Source organism: Pseudochrobactrum asaccharolyticum, assembly GCF_003314995.1.
GTDB lineage: Bacteria > Pseudomonadota > Alphaproteobacteria > Rhizobiales > Rhizobiaceae > Pseudochrobactrum > Pseudochrobactrum asaccharolyticum.
The window spans coordinates 138432-158991 of sequence record NZ_QNRH01000009.1; the positions used below are offsets into that span (position 1 = coordinate 138432).

A 20560-nucleotide genomic window follows, 5' to 3' on the forward strand; every position below is an offset into this window, starting at 1 on the left:
TGCCGGTCAGACTGGTCACCCTCTTGACAAGTTATGCAGACTATATTGAGATACGTCAATCCGGTAAAATAGACTAATGTCCATTATTTTGGACAAAATGAAAAATCACGCCGAGGAGGAGCCGCATCGCAGGTGCGGACATAACAATTGGGGGTTCATGAAATGCAGGCAATGAAACTGGCGCTGTTTTTAAGTGCTGCGACAATCGCATTGATGCCGTCCGCTTTCGCGCAACAAAAAGGCGGGGTGCTGGATGTGGCGACGATTGGTGAGCCGCCGACACTGGACCCGATGGTCTCAACGGCGGATCTCGTCGGTATTGTCAGTCAGCATATGTTTGAGACACTTTATACTTTCGATAAAGACTGGAAACCGGCGCCGCTTCTGGCTGCCAGCCTTCCGGAAATCTCTGCCGATGGTAAAACCTATCTGATTAAGCTGCGTGAGGGTGTTAAATTCCACGATGGTACAGGCATGACATCGGAAGATGTTGTGGCATCGCTCAAGCGCTGGACAAATTTAGCCTCGCGCGGCAAACAGGCTGCAACTTTGATTGAAGCCATTGAGCCGGTTGACGATTACAGCATCAAAATCACGCTGAAGCAGCCTTATGCACCGCTGACATCGCTGCTGGCCTTCAATAATTCCGCGGCGATTGTTTTGCCCGCTGAAAAACAGGCTGAGCCGATGACCGAATTTGTCGGCACCGGCCCTTATCAGTTTAAAGAGCGCAAGCCTGATCAGTATATTCAGCTGGTTCGTTATGATGGCTATAAATCGCAGGAAGGCGAGCCGAGCGGTTATGCGGGTGGCCGCCAGCAAAATCTCGATGAAATCCGTTTTGTGCCGGTGCCGGATGCCAATACCCGCGTAGAAGCTGCCGTTTCCGGCCAGTATGGTTATGTGGATGCGCTGCCGGTTGAAGCTTTTGACCGTGTGTCCGGTTCGGCGTCTTCGGATGCGGTTATGCTCAAGCCGTTCGGCTGGCCGGTTTTCATTATGAATACCTCCACAGGTATTGCTGCAAACCGTAATCTGCGTAAAGCTGTGCAGGTAGCGTTGAATAATGAGGACATGCTGACTGCCGCCTATGGCAGCAAGGATTTCTTCAGTGTTGAACCATCGCTCTATCCGGCACAGTTTATCTGGAATACCGATGCCGGTTCAGAAGGCAGCTATAATGTTGGCGATGCAGAAGCGGCAAAGGCGCTGCTGAAAACCGCCAATTATAATGGCGAGCCGCTGCGTATTCTCACCAGCCGCCAATATGAATTCCATTATAAAATGGCGCAGGTTGCCGCTGAATATCTGAAACTGGCCGGTTTCAATGTTGATATGCAGGTGGTGGACTGGGCAACGCTCACCCAGCGCCGCGCTGATCCGGCACTCTGGGATATTTACATCACGCATAGCCCGTTCCTGCCTGAACCGGCTCTGATTGATCCGCTTTCAGTGAGTGAGCCGGGTAAATGGAATACACCGGCACGTGCCAAGGTGATGGACGCGTTTAATGCGGAAGCTGATCCGCAGAAGCGTGCGGCACTCTGGGCAGAGGTGCAGAAAGTCGTGTTCGACGAGGTGCCGTTCATCAAGATCGGTAATTTCAACAATCTGTCTGCCAAATCCAAGAAACTGGATGGTGTGACACCTGCACCATGGCCATATTTCTGGAATGCATCTGTTGAAAAATAAATGAGACAGGCCGCGCAACTTCGGAGGAGAAGCGGCGCGGCTTTACATCTTGGGCATTCCCGAACTGGGTGGAGACTGAATGCTACGCTATATCATACAGCGTCTGATCGGCATGATCGTGGTCATGTTTCTGGTTGTGACGATTGTTTTTGTGATCGTCCGTGTTACGCCGGGTGATCCTGCTGCCGTCATGCTGGGGCCGGAAGCGACACAGGCTGATATTGAAGGACTGCGGGCAAAGCTCGGTCTTGATCGTTCATTACCGGTGCAATACGGCTATTACCTGCTGCAATTGCTGCGCGGTGATCTTGGCCAGTCGATCTTCCTCGGTCAGCCGGTTGCCCACGCTTTGGCGGAACGGGCAGAGCCGACATTCTTTCTCACATTGTTCTCCATTCTGATTGCCAGTGCGATTGCCTTGCCGGTCGGCATTTATGCTGCGGTAAAGCGGGGTTCGTTTTTCGATCAGACTGCAACGGCGCTGGCGATGTTTGCCGCCAGTATTCCAAGCTTCTGGCTTGGCCTGCTGCTGATGCAGGTATTTGCCGTGCGCTACGGCTTGTTTCCGGTTTCCGGCTATGGCGGGCCGGATACGAGTTTTGGCGAACGAATGATGCATCTGGTGCTGCCGTCTTTCGCACTGGGTATCGTGTCCTCTGCTCTCATCATGCGTTTTACCCGCGCCTCGATGCTGGATGTGCTGGGCGATGATTATGTGCGCACAGCCCGAGCCAAGGGGCTGAATGGCAGCCGCGTGGTGATGAAACATGCGTTTAAAAATGCGTTGATCCCAATTTTGACAGTGATCGGCCTGACCGCAGCTGTGCTGATTTCCGGTGCGGTGGTCACAGAGACCGTGTTTGGCCTTCCGGGGGTTGGCAATCTGGTGGTGTCGGCTGTGATGCGCCGTGATTATCCGGTTATTCAGGGGGCGTTGCTGGTGATTGCCGCGCTCTATGTTCTGATTAATTTTGCCATTGATATGCTTTATCTGGCCGTCGATCCGAGGGTGCGTTACTGATGACCGGCTCCAGTGTAAAATCCTCAGAAACATGGTTGTTTATCCGTCGCCTGTTGCGTCGCCGCACCGTTGCATTTGGCCTGTTCGTCCTGATCGTTTTCGTGCTGCTCGCCGTTTTGGCACCACTGATTGCACCCTATGCACCGGGTAAATTGTCGATCAGCAATCGTCTGACCGCGCCGAACGGTACATGGTTTTTCGGTACCGATGAGTTTGGCCGTGATGTATTTTCCCGCACACTTTATGCGGGGCAGTTATCTCTGGCTGTTGGCGCTGCCGTAGTAGTGCTGGCAAGTCTGATTGGTATCACGCTCGGCTTGCTGGCGGGGTTTTTCCAGCGGCTGGATACGCCGATTGCGCGTCTGATTGATGCGATGATGGCCTTTCCGGATATTCTTTTGGCGATTGCGCTGGTGGCCGCACTCGGCCCTTCGCTGACAACTGTGATTGTGGCGCTATCGATAGTCTATGCACCGAGACTGGCGCGTGTGGTGCGTGCTTCAACACTCGTTATCCGCGAACTGCCCTATATTGAGGCATCGCGTGCGCTGGGCATTTCCACGCCGCATATTATGACCCGCCACGTGCTGCGTAATCTGCTATCGCCTATTCTGGTGCAGGGGACGTTTCTGTTTGCGCAGGCCATGCTTGCTGAGGCCGGTTTGTCCTTTCTGGGGCTTGGTGTCAGTCCGGAAATTCCGACATGGGGCACTATGATTGCCTCCGGCCGTCAATATGTCGGACAGGCAGACTGGATGACGCTGTTTCCGGGCTTTGCCATCATTCTCGCCGTGCTGTCTTTGCAGATGGTGGGTGATGGATTGCGCGATCTTCTCGACCCGCGTTTGCGTAAAGATATGTGAGGGCATGATGAGCCATTTATCAGACAAACAGCCTGTGCTCCGCGTGCAAAATCTCACAACCTCTTTTCTCGGGGAGGGCGGCTGGCGACCGGTTGTGAAAAACATCTCCTTTGATGTCGGTGCAGGAGAAACAGTGGCACTGGTCGGGGAATCCGGTTCCGGAAAAAGTGTAACATCTCTTTCGGTGATGCGATTGTTGCAGCCGGATACCAGCCGGATTGAAGGGAATATTCTGCTTGCCGGTAAAGATATTTTGCAACTGTCCGAGCAGGAAATGCAAAAAGTGCGCGGCAATGATGTTGCGATGATCTTTCAGGAGCCGATGACGTCGCTCAACCCGCTTTACACGGTGGGAGATCAGATTTGTGAAGCTCTGTTATGCCATCGCAATATGAGCAGGGCAGAGGCAAAGGCTGAAGCTCTGCGGCTGATGGATAAGGTTCGCATTCCGTCTGCCGCAAGCCGGTTCAATGAATATCCGCACCGTTTTTCCGGCGGTATGCGTCAGCGCGTGATGATCGCGATGGCGCTGGTTACCCGCCCGAAACTGCTGATTGCCGATGAGCCGACTACCGCGCTGGATGTGACTATTCAGGGGCAGATTCTCGACCTGATTAAAACCTTGCAGGAGGAGGAAGGCACTTCGGTACTGTTCATCACCCATGATATGGGTGTGGTTGCAGAAATCGCTGACCGCACGGTGGTGATGTATCATGGTGATGCGGTGGAAACCGGCGATACAGCTGAGATTTTTCATCAGGCAAAGCATCCGTACACGCGGGCCCTGTTATCGGCTGTACCGGCACTCGGCTCGATGACCGGACGTGCGCGCCCGCTACGTTTTCCCGTCGTTGATATCCGAACTGGCACGGCACTGCCGCCGGTAGAAGCTGCTGATACTGTGGCGCAGGACGTGCCGCCGGTTCTGGACGTAAAAGGGCTGACGACGCGCTTTACCATTCACAGCGGACTATTCGGGAAACTGGCAGGGCGTGTTCATGCGGTGGAGAATATCTCCTTTTCCTTGCAACCGGGAGAAACACTGTCACTGGTGGGCGAGTCAGGTTGCGGTAAGTCGACGACCGGACGCTCGATCATGCGACTGATAGAGCCGCAAAGCGGTTCCGTTATGGTCAACGGGCAGGATGTGATGGCCATGGCAGGCCATGAGCTACAGGGCCTGCGCCGTACCATGCAGATGATTTTTCAGGATCCCTATGCCAGTCTCAATCCGCGTATGCGTATTGGTGCTTCTATCGCAGAGCCGTTTCTGGAGCACAAGCTCGGTACAAAGCAACAGGCGCGGGAGCGTGTAGCTGATCTTCTGGAGCGTGTGGGGTTGAAAGCCGATATGGCGTCTCGCTTCCCGCATGAATTTTCCGGCGGGCAGCGTCAGCGTATTTGCATTGCCCGTGCTTTGGCGCTTGATCCGAAACTTATCGTTGCCGATGAGTCTGTCTCAGCGCTGGATGTTTCCATCAAGGCGCAGGTCATCAATCTGTTGCTCGATCTGCAATCCAGTCTCAACCTGTCTTTTCTGTTTATCTCGCACGATATGGCGGTGGTGGAACGTCTCAGCCACCGCGTTGCGGTGATGTATCTGGGCGAGATTGTTGAGATCGGGCCGCGTGCAGCGGTGTTTGAAAACCCGCAGCATCCTTATACGAAAAAGCTGATGGCAGCAGTGCCGGTGCCCGACCCTGCACGGCGCGGTATGCGGCGCGGGCAGATTGCTGATGAATTGCACAGCCCTGTGCGTGCACCGGATTATGTGCCGGTTGAACGGCGGATGCGCGAAGTATCAGAAGGGCATTTCATAATTCAATGATATATCCGCAACACAGATTTTCAGCTCAGGCGGGGGGAGCGCTCAGCGGTTGTGCCGGATACCGGTCAATGTTTGCCGCTGAGTGCCTGCGCCGCTTGCTTGAGGCATTGCAGATAGAAGGCATGGTTCTTCAGCCCGTCATCACGGGGGGCAACGAGGCACAGTGTTGCAGTCGCAATACCCTGCGCATCACGCATTGGCACAGCAAAACAGTGAGTGAAATTGTCGACCGTACTGTTGAAGGTAAACTGGCCGGTTTTATCAGCCTCACGTACCTGCGCGATAAATTCTGCCGGATCAAGCCAGCTGCCATTGGGCATCTGAAAATCGGCAGCGGGAATAAAACTGGTAATTTCTTCATCGCTGAGATGGGCAACCAGAAGACGGCCGGAGGCTGTCCACGGAATAGGCACGGAATGGCCGACATCCGAGGAAATACGGAACGGGCGCACGCCTTCTTTCATACGGGCAACGGTATATTTGTTGCCGTCCAAAACGCAATATTGTGCAGTCTCGCGGGTTTGTTCGGCAATACGTTCCAAGGCCGCATCACAGGCGCGCATGAAGTCAAAATGATCTTCATAGGCGGCGCCGAGGAAATAGAGTTTGCGTCCGAGAAACACGCGGCCGTCACCGCCGGTAAATTCGAGAATACCATTGCGCAGCAACAGGTTGACCAGCTCGTAAACCGAGGAGCGCGGAGCGCCGATCTGCGCGGCAATTTCGTTGGGTTTCAGCGGTTCGCGCTTGTTACGCAAAAAGTCCAAAATCTCAAACGCACGATCAAGGCCGCGTGCACGCTTGCTGACGCTGTCTTCTTTAGGTGTGACCGGAGCGGTTGCTGGCGTGTCTGACATAGTATCTCAAATGCTCGCTATAATGTTCTTATGTCTATTATATTGGAATATTCTTAACGGGCAAGCAGAAGTTTAAACCGGAAATTATGTTTGCAGAAGGAAAGACGGTTATGATTATGCGTTATCAAAAAGGCAGCCGGATGAGTCAGGCCGTGAGCTATGGCGGTATGGTGCATATTGCCGGTCAGGTGGCTGAAAACCGCAAGGCTTCCATTGAAGAGCAGACCCGTGATGTTTTGGGTAAGATTGATCAGCTTTTGCAGCAGGCGGGAACCGACCGCTCCAAATTGCTGGCGGTAAATGTGTTTCTTCCGGCAATTGTTGATTTTGATGCGATGAATTCGGTCTATGATGCGTGGATTGATCCGGAAAACCCGCCAGCACGTGCCTGTGTGGAAGCGCGTCTGGCTGATCCTGATCTGCGGGTTGAAATGACCGCCGTTGCTGCCCTGTAATACTTAATGAAGTGCCGGAGCCTCATATGACACAAACGCTCATTCGTAATGCCCGTATCATTGATGGCACCGGCGCGCCTTGGTATCGCGGCGATGTTTTGCTTGACGGCGGGCTGATCCGGCAGATCGGCAGAGGTCTGAAAGCAGACGGCGCTGCGCAGATCATTGATGCTGATGAGCGTTATCTCAGCCCCGGATTTATCGATGCCCATTGCCACGATGATCTGATTTTTTTGCGCGAGCGGGACAGGCCGGAAAAGGCAATGCAAGGGGTGACCAGTATTGTGGTCGGCAATTGCTCTTTCTCGCTCTATCCGGCAACCGAACAATCGCGTGAATATCTGCGCCAGCATTTCTCCGGTCTTCTCGGTGAAACGCGATCTGATGAGATTTTTGATGATTTCTCCGGTTATCATCAGGCATTGGAAGGTGAGGGGATTGCGCTCAATCTCGTATCGCTCGTCGGCCATGCGGCTTTACGGCTGGCAGTCATGGGGCATGACAGACGACCCGCAACCGCAAATGAGCTTGCTGCAATGTGTCGGTTACTCGAAGTGCAAATGGCGCAAGGGGCGGCAGGTCTGTCTCTGGGGCTGGTTTACCCGCCAAGTGCTTTTGCTGAGATTGAAGAACTGGTAGCCCTTGGAAAAGTTGTGGCCGGTTTCGGTGGGGTGCTGGCCGCGCATATCCGCTCCTATGAAGCAGGGCTGATGCAGGCGACTGAAGAATTCGGTGAGGCGGTGCGTCTGTCTGGTGCAGCCGGATTGCTGTCACATCTGCAGTCGGCGGGACGGCCGAACTGGGGCAATGTACCGGCTGTGATCGATTATCTGGAAAGCCTGCGGTCTGACGGCGTGGATATCAGCTTTGATATGTATCCCTATCCGGCAGGCAGCACATGGATATTACAGCTTCTGCCAGCGGCGGTAATGGATGGTGGTTTGCCGGCTTTAAAAGCGCGCTTACAGGATACAGCATGGCGGCAGAAACTGGCGCATTGGGTGGAGCATGGCGGAGATGATTATCACGGTCAGAGCAAAATCTCATTGATCGGCTGGGAGAACGTGCGGCTTTCAGCAATCGGCATTGATGTGCTGAAACATCTGGAAGGGCAGAACATGCGTGAGGCGGCGTTTGCCCTCGGCACAACGCCTTTCGACCTGTTGGTACGCTTCGTTGAAGAGGATGACGGGCAGACGGGAATTATCCTGTTTCAGCTTGATGAAGATGATCTCCATGCGGCCTGTTGCAACCGGCTGTTTATGGCAGGGTCTGACGGGTTGCCGCGTCCGGGTTCCAAGCCGCATCCGCGTGCTTTTGGTACTTTCCCGCGCATTGCGGGACATTTACGGCGTGATAAACAGTGGTTTCCGCTTGAGGATGCAGTTCGGCGGATGACGTCGGTCGCTGCGCAGCGTTTTTCTCTGCATGACCGTGGTTTGCTCCGTCCCGCATTGGCTGCCGATCTGGTGCTGTTTGAGGACGCGATTACCGATCACGCTACTTTTGAAAACTCCACGCAACTGCCGTCTGGTATCAGCTATGTATTCGTCAACGGGCAGGCAGTGATTGCTGAAGGTAAGCCGACAGGCCAGCGCACGGGAAGAGTTTTGCGGAGGCGGTAAGGCTATTGGTAGCTGGGATATCTCAGGATGAGCGGTTGATCGATTATAAAATATTTAAGGCCGTATTTACTTAAACACGTTATAAACTTGCTGATATTTGGGATATTTACAGCAGGATACCATATCATGAAGGCTCTGAGCGAGGATCAGCGGTTTCAGTTCCGTGATCTGATGCCCGCAATTCTATTGCTGGCATTGTTGCTTGGCAGCATTGCTGTGGCCGTGTTGCGGCCGACCGGTAAGGATGATCAGTATATTGTTATGGTTGCGCCATGGCGCACATTGAATTCTGTTGTCAGTTCTATTCAGGCTGCTGAGGGTGCGATTGTTTCCATCAATGCATCCAACAGTCTGATTACCGTATATTCCGAGAATAAAGAATTCCCAAGCAGGCTTTACAGCGCGGGCGTGTGGCTGGTTTTTGAACCGCTGCTGCCAGGCGGCTGTTATGGCATTCAGGAGCGGACGACAGCAGCATGATCCTAGAACTCGACGACCTTCGCAGCCGGTTCAGCCGGTTTTTGCTGATCTTATTTTGGCTGCATGTTCCGTTACTGGCGCTGATTGCCTATGTCACCGGCCATTCACCGCTCTGGGCAGCTTTGGCGGGTGTCGCTTTGGCGGGTGCTTATCATTTGTCATGGCTGCGCTCAGGCATTGCACCGGTTACCCGTTATATTTCCGGTGTTTGCCTGATGGGGCAACCGGCTTTAATCCTGTATCTGATGAGCGGACGGCTCTGGCAAATGGATATACATATGTATTTCTTTGCTATGCTCGCTCTGACCGTTGCATGGTGTGACCGCCGTGCCGTGATGTTTGCGGCCGCTGCCGTTGCCATACACCATCTGACACTGGATTATCTGATGCCTTCCGCCGTGTTTCCGGAAGGTGGAGACCTGCTGCGCGTCTTGCTTCATGCGGTGATTGTTGCGTTTCAGGCAGCTGTACTGGTGTGGTTCGGTGATATGCTGGTCGAGTGTTTTAATCGCATCAATGACATGCGGAATGAAATTCTTGCCAAAAATGAAGCGCTGGAACAGCGGACAATGGAAGCGGAAGCGGCAAGCAAATCCAAAAGCATGTTCCTTGCCAATATGAGCCATGAGATCCGCACGCCGATGAATGCCATTCTGGGATTCTGTCATCTGGTGCTGCGTACTGATCTCGATCTGCGCCAGAAAGAATATGTCTCGAAAATCAGCAATGCCAGCACGGCGCTGCTGCGCTTGATTAACGACATTCTTGATTTCTCCAAAAATGAGGCAGGCAAGCTTTCGCTTGAGGCGCGTCCGTTTAATCTGCGTTCCTCGCTGCAAAGCCAGCTGAATCTCGCGGCGATTAATGCAGAGAATAAAGGCGTTACAATTGAGACGATTATCCATGAGGATGTTCCACCGGTTCTGGTTGGGGACGAATTGCGTCTCAATCAGGTTCTGCTCAATCTCGTCAGCAACGCGGTTAAGTTCAGCGATAAAGGCACAGTGACTGTATCTGTTGATGCGATGGAGCGGCAGAATGATGATATAGCCCTGCGCATTTCTGTGCGCGATCGCGGTATCGGTATGGCACCGGAACAGCAGGCTTTGTTGTTTAACTCCTTCACACAAGCCGATAGTTCTATGACACGCCGCTTTGGCGGTACAGGTCTCGGACTGGTGATCAGCAAGCAGATTGTTGAGCAGATGGGCGGCACGATTGGTGTTGATAGTATACAGGGCGAAGGCAGCCTGTTTACGTTCACGGTGCATATGGCTGTCGGTGAAATGCAGGAAGAACCGGTGCGCGTTGCATCCGAAAAGATCGCTGAACTGCGTGTTCTGGCGGCAGATGATAATCCGGCATCGCGTGAAATTCTTGAAGATGTGTTCAATTCATGGGGCGTAACCATTGATCTGGTGGCTTCCGGTGAAGAAGTGATCGGTGCGCTGGAAAGCGCCTGCCTCGCAGGCAAGCCGTATGATCTGGTGGTACTGGACTGGAGAATGCCGGGCATGGATGGTCTGGAAACCGTGCAGACCATGCATCGCCATGAAACCCTGACCTCTTTGCCATATGTGATTATGGTCACTGCTTACGGTAATGACGAGTTCCGCTCCGAATCTGAGCGTGCGGGTATTGCGGCTTTCTTGTCAAAACCGATTATGCCGGATGTGCTGCTGGATACGGTTACGGAATTGTTCGTGCAGGATACCGCGCCGGATGCACCGCATGCGGAGATCGGACAGACCATTCCGATGGTGGCAGAACATTTGCGTGGCCTGACACTGCTGCTTGCAGAAGACAGCATGATCAACCGTGAAATTGCTGTAGAACTGTTGCAGGATGCAGGTCTGAAAGTGGATGTGGCCGAAAACGGACGCATCGCCTGTGATCTGGCATTGGCGAAACCGCTGATTTATGACGGCGTGCTGATGGATATTCAGATGCCTGAAATGGACGGGATTGAAGCGACCCGGCAAATCCGTAAAACATGGTCTTCGGAGCAATTGCCGATTATCGCCATGACGGCACATGCCTATGAAGAAGAACGGCAGAAATGTTTTGCTGCGGGTATGGATGATCATATTGCCAAACCGGTTGATCCTTTCCTGTTGGTGCGTACACTGAACCGCTGGCTCAAGCCACGTGCCAAGAATGCAGCACTGCAGGCGGAAGCCAGTGCGGCACCTGCAGCAGCTACAAAACCTGATCTGCCGGATAGTCTGCCGCCGTTTGATCTGGCAAAGGCCTTGCCGCGCATGAACGGAAAAACGGCTTTGTTGCGCAAGCTGATCATTGATTTTGGCCAGCGATTTGCAGGGGCGACAGAAGAACTGCATGACCAGATCAGCCGTGGTGCATTGGAAGATGCCCGTCGCAGTGCGCATACGCTGAAAGGTGTGGCCGGATCGCTGGAACTGGCTGAAATATATGCCCATGCGGCCAAAACAGAAGCGGCTTTGTCGCAAGGCGATGTGGTTGCCGCAAATGATCTGATTGCTGAACTTGAGCAATTGTTGAAACCTGCAATTCAGGCTGCACAAAGCCTTGTAACTGCGCCAGAAACTGCTAATAACGCCGCATCGGCAGCAGAGGCTGAACCGGTCAATATTCAGGCGGAGATTTCCGCCTTCCGCGGGCTTTTGGAGCGCCGTAGCCTGAAGGCACGCAGCAGTTTTGAAAAATTGGCGACGACACTCGGCATGACGCCCGCTGATATGCAGGTTCATCCGGTAAAAGTCGCTCTTGATAATCTTGCCTACAATCGTGCGCTGACATTGCTGAATGAGGAATTTGCGGATGATCCGCAGACTTCCGGCAATACTGAGCGCATCGGAGAATAATTATGACAGACCGGGCAGTCATCCTTATCGTTGATGATGAAGTCTCAAATATCGAGATCATGAGCGCTGTTCTCGAAGACGACTATGAAGTGTGTTTTGCAACTTCCGGTGAAGAAGCACTGAAAGTTGCACAAACTGTGCTGCCGGATCTTATCCTGCTTGATGTGCTGATGCCCGGAATCGACGGTTATGAAGTGTGCAAGCGTCTCAAGAAAGACCGAATGCTTGCGGATATTCCGGTGATTTTCACCACGGGCCTGAATGATCAGGATGCAGAAGTGCGAGGTCTTTCAGCCGGTGCGATTGATTATGTGACCAAGCCTATCCAGCCGGTTATTTTGCTGGCACGTGTGGCTAATCATGTGGAGCTGAAGCGTCTGCGTGATCAGCTGGCACAGATGGCAGTGACCGATGCACTGACCGGTTTAAGTAATCGCCGTCATCTGGAGCAGACACTGGCAACAGAAACTGCAAAGCTGTCCCGTACCGGTGAATGGCTGTCGGTCATTATGGTCGATATCGATTTCTTCAAGCTGTTCAATGATACATTCGGCCATCCGGCGGGTGACCGTTGTCTGGCAATGGTTGCCGCAGCGCTGACCAGAGCGGTGCATCTGGCCACCGATCTGACTGCCCGTTATGGCGGTGAGGAATTTGTTTGCGTGCTTCCGGGACGCGATCATGAAGCGGCAGCACTCGTTGCCAGAGAAATTCAGGAACAGGTAGGCTCTTTGAGAATACCGCATCCGGAATCTGCAGTCGGCCCTTGTGTGACTGTGAGTATTGGTGTGGCATCAGCCTGTTGCCTGCCGGATATGTCACCGTCGCAATGGATTGCTCATGCAGACCGTCAGCTCTATTTGAGCAAACGCGCCGGACGTAACGAGATTTACAGCACTGTTTTCCACGAGCAGGAAATCGGCGTCACCAGTCATAACTGAGTAAATTATTGTGACCGGCAGCTTTCAGGAGCTGTGCCGGTCACCGGTTTCGCACAGGTGCAATTGCAGGTTCAGCGCCTGTATCTTATCCAGAATATGCGGTGCGGGTGCTTTGTCAGTGATAATCGCATCGACAATATCCAGCCCGCCGAGCTTTACCAAAGCGCGCTTGCCGAACTTGCTGCTGTCGACAGCCAGTAATTTATGTCTGGACTGATCGAGCGCTTTGGAAACTGCCGCAACTTCGGTGCGGTCGTCATCGCATAAATCGCCGTCATCATCTATACCGCTGACAGAAATCACGGCATAGTCGAATTTGAAACGGTTGATAAAATCCGGCGTATCCTCCTGAAAAATACCACCATCGACGGCACGTACAAACCCGCCCGGAATAGCCAGTGCGAAGTCTGAATTTTCGCTGATCAGCGATGCGACACGCAAACTATAAGTGACAATGCGTAAGCCTTGACGGTTCTTGAGCAGGGCGGCTGCAATGGCCTCACAAGTCGTGCCGGTATCAATGAAGATTGTCGTATTATCCGGAATTGTCTCTGCCACAAAAGCCGCGATGGCCTGCTTTTCTGCCGCCTGATCAAGACGGCGCTGGCGGTAGGTGCCGACATCCATCGGCGCGGCTATTGTTGCTCCGCCATGGATACGACGGACTTTGCCGGTGGTTTCCAGCGCCATAATATCACGTCGTGCCGTCTGCATAGTGACAGAACAGAGATGAGCGATCTCTTCGAGTGAAATATAGTGATTTTGTTCCAGATATTGCAGCAAAAACGCCTGACGATTGTCTTTTTTGTTGCCACCGACTGATGCCACGCCGTTCAAACGCATGATGCGCCCCCTGTTCACACATTATTTCAGGCAAAAAAATTTAAGCGTCAAGTGAATGATTTGCTGTACTCACAGCGTTTGTATAAAAACTGACATATAACTCATCTAATGTAAGAAAAGTGACATTTTATGTCTCGGTTCTTACTATCAGGATGATTTTGATGAAAAAGCAGCGGTCAGGCGCAGGGCATAAACGTAATTTGGGCGCAGGTGTAGCAGGTGCATTATTGCTGGCTGCATTGGGCACCAACGCGCAGGCGGAAGAGGCAAAGGATAAGAGTTTCTCACTGACCGTGATGGGCTTTAATATCTGGAATAACGGCGTTAATTCCAAAATGTGGGATGCTGAGGCGAAAGAGAGTGGTCGGCTGATTTATAATCAGACGATGAAGGACCTCTTGCTTGGTGTTGCGCCTGATGTGCTGGTCTTGCCGGAATTATATAATAACAGCGGCAAAAAGCTGGGTGATAAAAGTGTTGTTGAGGCGCATGTGCAGAACACGCTGGATTTGCTGAATGCCAAACCTGACAAGCTCGGCAATTACGAAAAAATCAAAGATAATGATGATCGTGAAGGCAGCGGTATGGTGATTTCTGCCGGCCAGTCTGACTATCTCGGCGCGAATACAATTCGTATGAAGCCGGGGAACGGATTTCCGGATACAGTCATCGCCGGTCGTCACTTTAATTATTATGACGAGCCAGTTAATCGTATCAAACAGGCAAAAGAAGCCAATAAACTGGCACAATCAACGGCCATTCCGACCATTCTTGTCGGCGATCTCAATGCCGGTGATGTTTCAGAACGCGGGTTGCTGAGTGTTGACGCGCAATTGCGCCTGATGAAGCAGGCTACAGGCAATAAGCTGTATAGTGATTTGTCAGCAGAATATCTTGAGCTTGCAGATAAAACCAAATGGCGTGCGATTATTCAGGAAGCGCATAAGGGCGTGGATATTGATAGTTTGTCCTGGAATACATGGGGTGCTGCACTCGAAAAAGCCTACAAAGCAGGCAAAGACATTGGTCTTGTCGATGAGACATATCCGGTAAAGAACAATTTGCCGGTAACGATGAATATTCTGAAGCAGCAGCATCAGCTTATTCAGCTTGAACGCAACCGTGAACAGTTTGAGCCAAGTCAGGTCGGTGATGAACGCGCGACATGGACCAGTGATGGTGAAGAGTCCACCAATATCTGGGCGAGCTGGGATCGTGTGAATATCGATCATATTCTGGTATCCCGTCCGTTCGCTAAATGGATTGAGATTGTTGATAACGGCAAATGGTCCGGCACGCTTTCCAAGCCTGCGTTGCTGCCAAACGGTAATTCACTGTCAGATCATGATCCTATTGCACAGGAATTGCGCTGGATCGGACCAAAGCTGGAGACTTATAAAGACGGTGAAGCGGAAAAGACCCGCATTGTCTGGGGTGCGGATGCTTCCGGCTTTGAAGCCAAGGGCAAAGAATTTTATCTGACCCGTAATAATAACCGCAATGATACCTATCTCGGACAGATCGCGGATGCGGATGGTAATCCGATCCTGAAAGATCTGACGCAGGAAGAAAAACAGACCCTGCTTGATTGTAAAACAACGGATGCTCGTTTTGCGCAGGCTGTACAGGATTATTGTATCGATAATCATGAGTTTATCGGCCAGACGCTGGTGACGGACGGCGGCACGATTATTATTGATGAAGATGCAGCTTTAGGCACTGCAAAAGCCGATCTCTATCTGGCTGATGGCGGGCTGAAAATTGCCGGTCAGGCAATGAATGCACTGGATCGAAAACTTATTCTGAATGGCGCCGGGCGCATTGATGTGGCTGATGTACAGAATGAAGTGCTGGTGAAACAGGAGATCAGCGGCAGCGGCGGTCTGGTAAAGCAGGGTGAGGGTACGCTTGTTCTGGGGCAGGCGAACAGCCATCAGGGCGGCACATTTGTAGAAAACGGTATTTTAAGAGCAGATGTTGCCGGTGCTCTGGTTGATAACACAACGCTTGTTGTGAATGGCGGTAAGCTTGATCTCAATGGTCATGATCTGAAGGCATCTTCCCTGTCCGGTAAAGGCGGCAGCCTGGATTTGAATTCTGCTGCGCTGGAAATCAATCAAACGCTGAATACGCGCTTTGACGGCAGCATTGACGGCAATGGTGATCTGACGAAAAACGGCACCGGTATTTTGGTGCTGAATGGCCAAAACAACTATCAGGGCACGACTACAGTCAATGGCGGTGGTTTGATTGTTGGTGATGCCGATCATAGTGATGCATCGGTAAATGGTATTATCAAAGTCAGTAATGGCGCCTTCCTTGCCGGTTCAGGTATGCTGGGCGGTATTCATGTTGCTGCGGGTAGCGTTTTGGCTCCGGGCAACTCAATCGGAACGCTTAAAACCTCCGGTGATCTGGTGATGGAAGCTGGTTCCCTGTATGAGGCAGAGATTAATCCGGACGGTACTTCGGATCTTATTCAGGTTGGTGGTGCTGCCATCATTGATGGCGTCAATGTCCATGTGGAAAAAGCAACCGGTAGTTATAAAGGGAATACCCGTTATACAATTCTGACTGCAGATGGCGGGATTACCGGTACTTTTGCAGATATGAGCCAGAATAAGCCGTTTATTGATCTGAATCTCGTTTATGATCCGAAAACTGTTTATCTGGATGTTTTGCGTAATAGCACAGCCTTCGCCTCTGTTGCACAGACCGGAAACCAGCAGGCCGTCGCCAGTGCTGCTGAAGGACTTGGCATCGGTAATGCGGTTTATGATGCTATTGCCGGACAGGATAGTGATGCAAATGCCCGCGCAGCATTCGATATGCTGTCAGGTGAAGTGCATGCTTCTTCCAAAACTGCTTTGATCAACACCAGCAGTGATCTGCGTAATGCAGCACAAGATCGTCTTCGCTCTGCCTTTGGTGATACGAATGCGCAAAAAACTGCACAGGTCATTTCTGCTCAGAACGCTCCGGCTGCTCTTTGGGTACAGAGTTTTGGTACTTGGACTGAGAATTCCTCAAGCGGCAATGCTGCAAAACTCAGCCAGACAACAGGCGGTATTTTCGCCGGTTATGATGCCGAAGTGACAGAAAATCTGCGTCTCGGTGCTCTTGCGGGTTATAGCCGCACCAGCTTTGATGTTGATGATCGTGCTTCATCGGGTGAAAGCGACAATTATCATCTGGGGCTTTATGGTGGTTCTCACTGGGGTAATACAACGCTGAGCGGTGGTATTGCCTATAGCTGGCATTCGGTTGATAGCAGCCGTTCGGTCTTCTTCTCTGATTTTTCAGAAAAGCTGACTGCTGATTATAATGCAGGCACAGTTCAGGCCTTTGGTGAGTTGAGCCATAAGCTGAAAACAAGCAATGCTGTTTTTGAACCATTTGCCAATCTGGCTTATGTATCGCTGAAGACTGATGGCTTTACTGAAACCGATGGTCAGGCTGCTCTGACAATCGACAGTGACAGAATGAGCACGGTCTTCACGACTTTGGGTATTCGCGGGGCTACTGAGATGATGTTCGGTAATGTTAAGACCGAGCTGAACGGTACGCTGGGCTGGCAGCATGCCTTTAATGATGTGGACTCTGTGAGCCGTGCATCTTTTAGCAATGGCTCTGCCTTTGATATTTCCGGTGTTCCTGTCGCTAAGGACACGGCATTGGTGCAAGCCGGTTTCGATATTAAAGCCAGTGAAACAGCAACATTCGGCATCAGCTATCGCGGTCAGTTTGGCTCAGGCTTCCAGAGCAATTCTGTCAATGCCAAGCTGGGTATCAAATTCTGATCTGACTAACTTGAAAGAACCAAACTACCCGCTTGTACGAAACAAGCGGGTAGTTTTATATTTTAGGCAGGAATGACTAACGCATGTCACAGCAAAATGGGATCATGGTGCGTCCGCGAGTATGCGACAATCAGAAGAAACCAGAGCGAGCGTCGTGGGTGGGGTTAAATGCGACACGCTCTGGTCTTGTTCCGGAGGATAATGCATGGCATGGCTGCGTTGCTCTGCACTCGCACGGTATTCTCTAATGATTATGCTTTTCATATTTCCGGAGACATTATTGGTAGCATGTCTCTGCGGATTTGCTGATGCAATACGTTTCCGGTCTGTTTTGAAAATACGGCCGGTTATCCTCGTTGTGTTGTTCGGACAGATTTTTGCTTATATGCTCGCTTTATGGATGCTCTCACTCGATCCGTATTTTGACGATAACGGCACACTTACCCGTATTGAAGGTCGTCAGCTCTGGTTCTGGGCGCTGGAGATTGGTGGCTGGTTTGCCATTGTTCTGGTGCCAGCTCTGCTGGTTATCCGGTTTCTTTTGCAGAGGGCTCTGCGGACGATCCGGTAAAACACCACCGACTTTGTATTTGCATGAGGTGACAGGGAAGCAAAGGCATGGCATAGGAGCCTGACTAATCAAAAGGCCTCTTCATTCATGATCCGTATCGACAATATCAGCAAATCCAACAGCCACCGTATTTTGTTTATCGAAGCGTCCGCCGCTTTGAACCGTGGTGAAAAAATCGGCCTCGTCGGACCGAATGGCGCCGGTAAAACCACTCTGTTTCGTATGGTTACCGGTGAAGAACAGCCTGATGAAGGGCAGGTTACGGTCGAGAAGGGCGTAACAGTCGGCTATTTTGATCAGAATGTCGGTGAAATGGGCGGACGGAGTGCCGTCGCTGAAGTCATGGATGGCGCTGGCCCCGTCAGTATCGTAGCCGCAGAACTGCGCGAACTTGAAGCTGCAATGTGTGATCCTGATCGTTTGGATGAGATGGATGCGATCATTGAGCGTTATGGTGAAGTGCAGGCGCGTTATGAAGAACTGGACGGTTACGGACTGGATGGTCGTGCGCGGGAGGTGCTGGCAGGTCTGAGCTTCACGCAGGAAATGATGGACGGCGATGTCGGCAAACTGTCCGGTGGCTGGAAAATGCGTGTAGCGCTTGCCCGTATTCTGCTGATGCGCCCTGATGTGATGCTGCTCGACGAACCATCCAACCATCTGGATCTTGAAAGTCTGATCTGGCTTGAAAACTTCCTGAAGACTTATGACGGCGCGCTGTTGATGACGTCGCATGACCGCGAATTCATGAACCGGATTGTCTCCAAGATTATTGAAATCGACGGCGGTAATCTGACGACCTATTCGGGTGATTATGTTTTTTATGAGGAGCAGCGCGCTCTGAACGAAAAACATCAGCAGGCGCAGTTTGAACGCCAGCAGGCAATGCTCGCTAAAGAAATCAAATTTATCGAACGCTTTAAAGCACGCGCGTCTCATGCTTCACAGGTGCAGAGCCGTGTGAAAAAGCTTGAGAAAATTGATCGTGTAGAACCGCCGCGCCGCCGCCAGACTGTTGCTTTTGAATTTGCTACCCCGCCACGTTCCGGTGAAGATGTTGTCAGCCTGAAAGGTGTCAGCAAAACCTATGGCAGCCGCACAATCTATGAAGGTCTGGACTTTATGGTGCGGCGCCGTGAACGCTGGTGCATTATGGGTGTGAATGGTGCGGGCAAATCGACTTTGCTTAAACTGGTTACCGGCACAACAGATGCTGATAATGGTATCGTAACACTCGGTGCCAGCGTCAAGCTTGGCTATTTCGCACAGCATGCGATGGATATTCTTGAAGGTGATAGCACTATTCTTGAATGGCTGGAACAGCGTTTTCCAAAAGCGGGTCAGGCACCTCTACGCGCATTGGCCGGTTGCTTCGGTTTTTCCGGTGACGATATTGAAAAGAAATGTCGTGTGCTTTCCGGTGGTGAAAAGGCGCGTCTGGTTATGGCGGCTATGTTGTTTGATCCGCCGAACTTCCTTGTGCTGGACGAACCAACCAACCACCTTGATCTTGATACCAAGGAAATGCTGATTAAAGCATTGTCTGCCTATGAAGGCACAATGCTGTTTGTTTCGCATGACCGGCATTTCTTATCGGCGCTGTCCAACCGCGTTCTGGAACTGACGCCGGATGGTATTCATCAATATGGTGGCGGCTATACGGAATATGTAGAGAGCACGGGGCAGGAAGCGCCGGGTTTACATAGTTAAAATGAAAAGCCTCCCGAAAGTGATTTCGGGAGGCTTCTTTATAAAGAGTGTGTTTAGCGGCGCTGTAATTTTTCGTAGCGCTTGATCAGGCGATCTCGTTTGAGACGTGAAAGACGCTGAATCCAGAATATGCCGTTCAACTGATCAATCTCATGCTGATGGCAAACAGCAAGCAGTCCGTCGGACTCTTCTATATGTTCAACACCATCTAAATCCTGATAGCGAATACGGATGCGGGCATGGCGTTCGACTTCTTCTACGACGCCCGGCATTGAAACGCTGCCTTCCGGATGTTTGATTGTTTCATCCGATGCCCAGATAATCTCCGGATTGATATAGATCTTCACAGCTTGCTCGGCAGAAAGTTCCAGAACAACAACGCGTTTTGCAATTCCGATATGTGGAGCGGTGATACCGATGCCCGGAGCCGCACGCATGGTATCCAGCATATCACTTGTAAGGTTACGCAGCGCCTCATCAAAAACTATAACGGTTTCAGCAATCTCACGCAGGCGTTGATCGGGGTAGGGAACAATCGGGCAAACAGTCATTGGTACTCTTTATCTGAGTGTGCTGGCAGCACCTATATAGATGAACAGGCTTTCAGAGATTGATTATCGTAAATCTGGTGCTGTGAATAGCTCAGCATGGCCCCCGATTCTTCAAAAGCGGCTTTACGATTCTGGTTTTGCGAGTCGAGAGGGCGGTTTGGGGGTGTTTTTTTGATATATGAGGTGTGGTTTTGGTGTGTTTTGGTTGTAATTGAGTGTTTGGATGTATTGTGATTGGTGTGAAAACGGGTCTGGGGCTGTGGATTTGTGTTTTTTGTTATAAAAATTCCATAAAAGGTGTTTGTGCGTGTTGACAGTTTGGCTTGGTGGGGTCTATATGAGCTCAACAACGAGGGCGGCGGCGCTGCTAGCGGCAGAGAGCTTCGCCCTTGAGATTGGTTGATTGAGAGATTGGCTAATCTCTAAGGCACTGAAAAGATTGAGAGATTGATTTAGTGTTTACGAGATTTTAAGGTT

Annotated in this window: 16 protein-coding genes; 13 read left to right on the top strand and 3 right to left on the bottom strand. The window is 51.6% G+C overall.

Annotated elements, in window-relative coordinates; genetic code table 11:
* Positions 1–162 precede the first annotated feature (162 nt).
* The 4 genes from DFR47_RS18270 (at position 163) to DFR47_RS18285 (ending at position 5404) form a co-directional block, all read left to right on the top strand.
* Positions 163–1692 (top strand): ABC transporter substrate-binding protein, encoded by a 1530-nt coding sequence (locus DFR47_RS18270; protein ID WP_374788420.1) that lies wholly within the window; start codon positions 163–165, stop codon positions 1690–1692.
* Positions 1693–1771: 79 nt separating this feature from the next.
* Positions 1772–2713, top strand: coding sequence for an ABC transporter permease (locus DFR47_RS18275; protein ID WP_170137550.1), 942 nt, complete (start codon positions 1772–1774; stop codon positions 2711–2713).
* On the top strand, positions 2713–3576 hold the full coding sequence (locus tag DFR47_RS18280; protein WP_022709303.1) for an ABC transporter permease: 864 nt from the start codon (positions 2713–2715) through the stop codon (positions 3574–3576). Before DFR47_RS18275 ends, DFR47_RS18280 begins: the two co-directional genes overlap by 1 nt.
* 4 nt (positions 3577–3580) lie before the next feature.
* Positions 3581–5404: an ABC transporter ATP-binding protein gene (locus tag DFR47_RS18285; protein ID WP_113945938.1), complete on the top strand. Its 1824-nt coding sequence runs from the start codon at positions 3581–3583 to the stop codon at positions 5402–5404.
* A gap of 65 nt (positions 5405–5469) precedes the next feature.
* On the opposite strand, the gene DFR47_RS18290 is transcribed toward DFR47_RS18285, so the two are convergent.
* Complete coding sequence (locus DFR47_RS18290) at positions 5470–6261, bottom strand: IclR family transcriptional regulator (protein ID WP_113945939.1); 792 nt, start codon at positions 6259–6261, stop codon at positions 5470–5472.
* Positions 6262–6371: 110 nt separating this feature from the next.
* Between DFR47_RS18290 and DFR47_RS18295 the strand changes: the two genes are divergently transcribed.
* From DFR47_RS18295 to DFR47_RS18315, 5 genes are all read left to right on the top strand, one after another.
* Positions 6372–6716, top strand: coding sequence for a RidA family protein (locus tag DFR47_RS18295; RefSeq protein WP_113945964.1), 345 nt, complete (start codon positions 6372–6374; stop codon positions 6714–6716).
* Positions 6717–6742: 26 nt separating this feature from the next.
* Positions 6743–8341 (top strand): N-acyl-D-amino-acid deacylase family protein, encoded by a 1599-nt coding sequence (locus DFR47_RS18300; RefSeq protein WP_113945940.1) that lies wholly within the window; start codon positions 6743–6745, stop codon positions 8339–8341.
* 126 nt (positions 8342–8467) lie between these two features.
* Positions 8468–8821, top strand: coding sequence for a hypothetical protein (locus tag DFR47_RS18305; protein WP_113945941.1), 354 nt, complete (start codon positions 8468–8470; stop codon positions 8819–8821).
* A complete protein-coding gene (locus DFR47_RS18310; protein ID WP_113945942.1) occupies positions 8818–11667 on the top strand; it encodes a hybrid sensor histidine kinase/response regulator in 2850 nt (949 codons plus the stop codon). The genes DFR47_RS18305 and DFR47_RS18310 overlap by 4 nt, the downstream gene beginning before the upstream one ends.
* A gap of 2 nt (positions 11668–11669) precedes the next feature.
* The gene (locus tag DFR47_RS18315) at positions 11670–12608 is read left to right on the top strand and encodes a diguanylate cyclase (RefSeq protein ID WP_113945943.1); all 939 of its coding nucleotides are present in this window, start codon (positions 11670–11672) and stop codon (positions 12606–12608) included.
* Between the two features lie 24 nt (positions 12609–12632).
* Here DFR47_RS18315 and DFR47_RS18320 read toward each other — a convergent pair whose 3' ends face one another.
* Positions 12633–13451, bottom strand: coding sequence for a DeoR/GlpR family DNA-binding transcription regulator (locus tag DFR47_RS18320; RefSeq protein ID WP_113945944.1), 819 nt, complete (start codon positions 13449–13451; stop codon positions 12633–12635).
* A 161-nt stretch (positions 13452–13612) separates the two neighbouring features.
* On the opposite strand from DFR47_RS18320, the gene DFR47_RS18325 reads away from it, so the two are divergent.
* The 4 genes from DFR47_RS18325 (at position 13613) to DFR47_RS18335 (ending at position 19532) form a co-directional block, all read left to right on the top strand.
* Positions 13613–17251, top strand: a complete 3639-nt coding sequence (locus DFR47_RS18325) for an autotransporter outer membrane beta-barrel domain-containing protein (protein WP_245416642.1) — start codon at positions 13613–13615, stop codon at positions 17249–17251.
* A gap of 83 nt (positions 17252–17334) precedes the next feature.
* Complete coding sequence (locus tag DFR47_RS21855) at positions 17335–17499, top strand: hypothetical protein (RefSeq protein WP_170137551.1); 165 nt, start codon at positions 17335–17337, stop codon at positions 17497–17499.
* 32 nt (positions 17500–17531) lie between these two features.
* Entirely contained in the window at positions 17532–17822 is a 291-nt protein-coding gene (locus DFR47_RS18330) for a hypothetical protein (RefSeq protein ID WP_147245622.1), read from the top strand.
* 87 nt (positions 17823–17909) lie between these two features.
* Entirely contained in the window at positions 17910–19532 is a 1623-nt protein-coding gene (locus DFR47_RS18335) for an ABC-F family ATP-binding cassette domain-containing protein (protein ID WP_113945946.1), read from the top strand.
* A 53-nt stretch (positions 19533–19585) separates the two neighbouring features.
* Here the strand turns inward: DFR47_RS18335 and DFR47_RS18340 are convergent, their stop codons facing one another.
* The gene (locus DFR47_RS18340; RefSeq protein ID WP_113945947.1) at positions 19586–20083 is read right to left on the bottom strand and encodes a peptide deformylase; all 498 of its coding nucleotides are present in this window, start codon (positions 20081–20083) and stop codon (positions 19586–19588) included.
* Positions 20084–20560 lie beyond the last annotated feature (477 nt).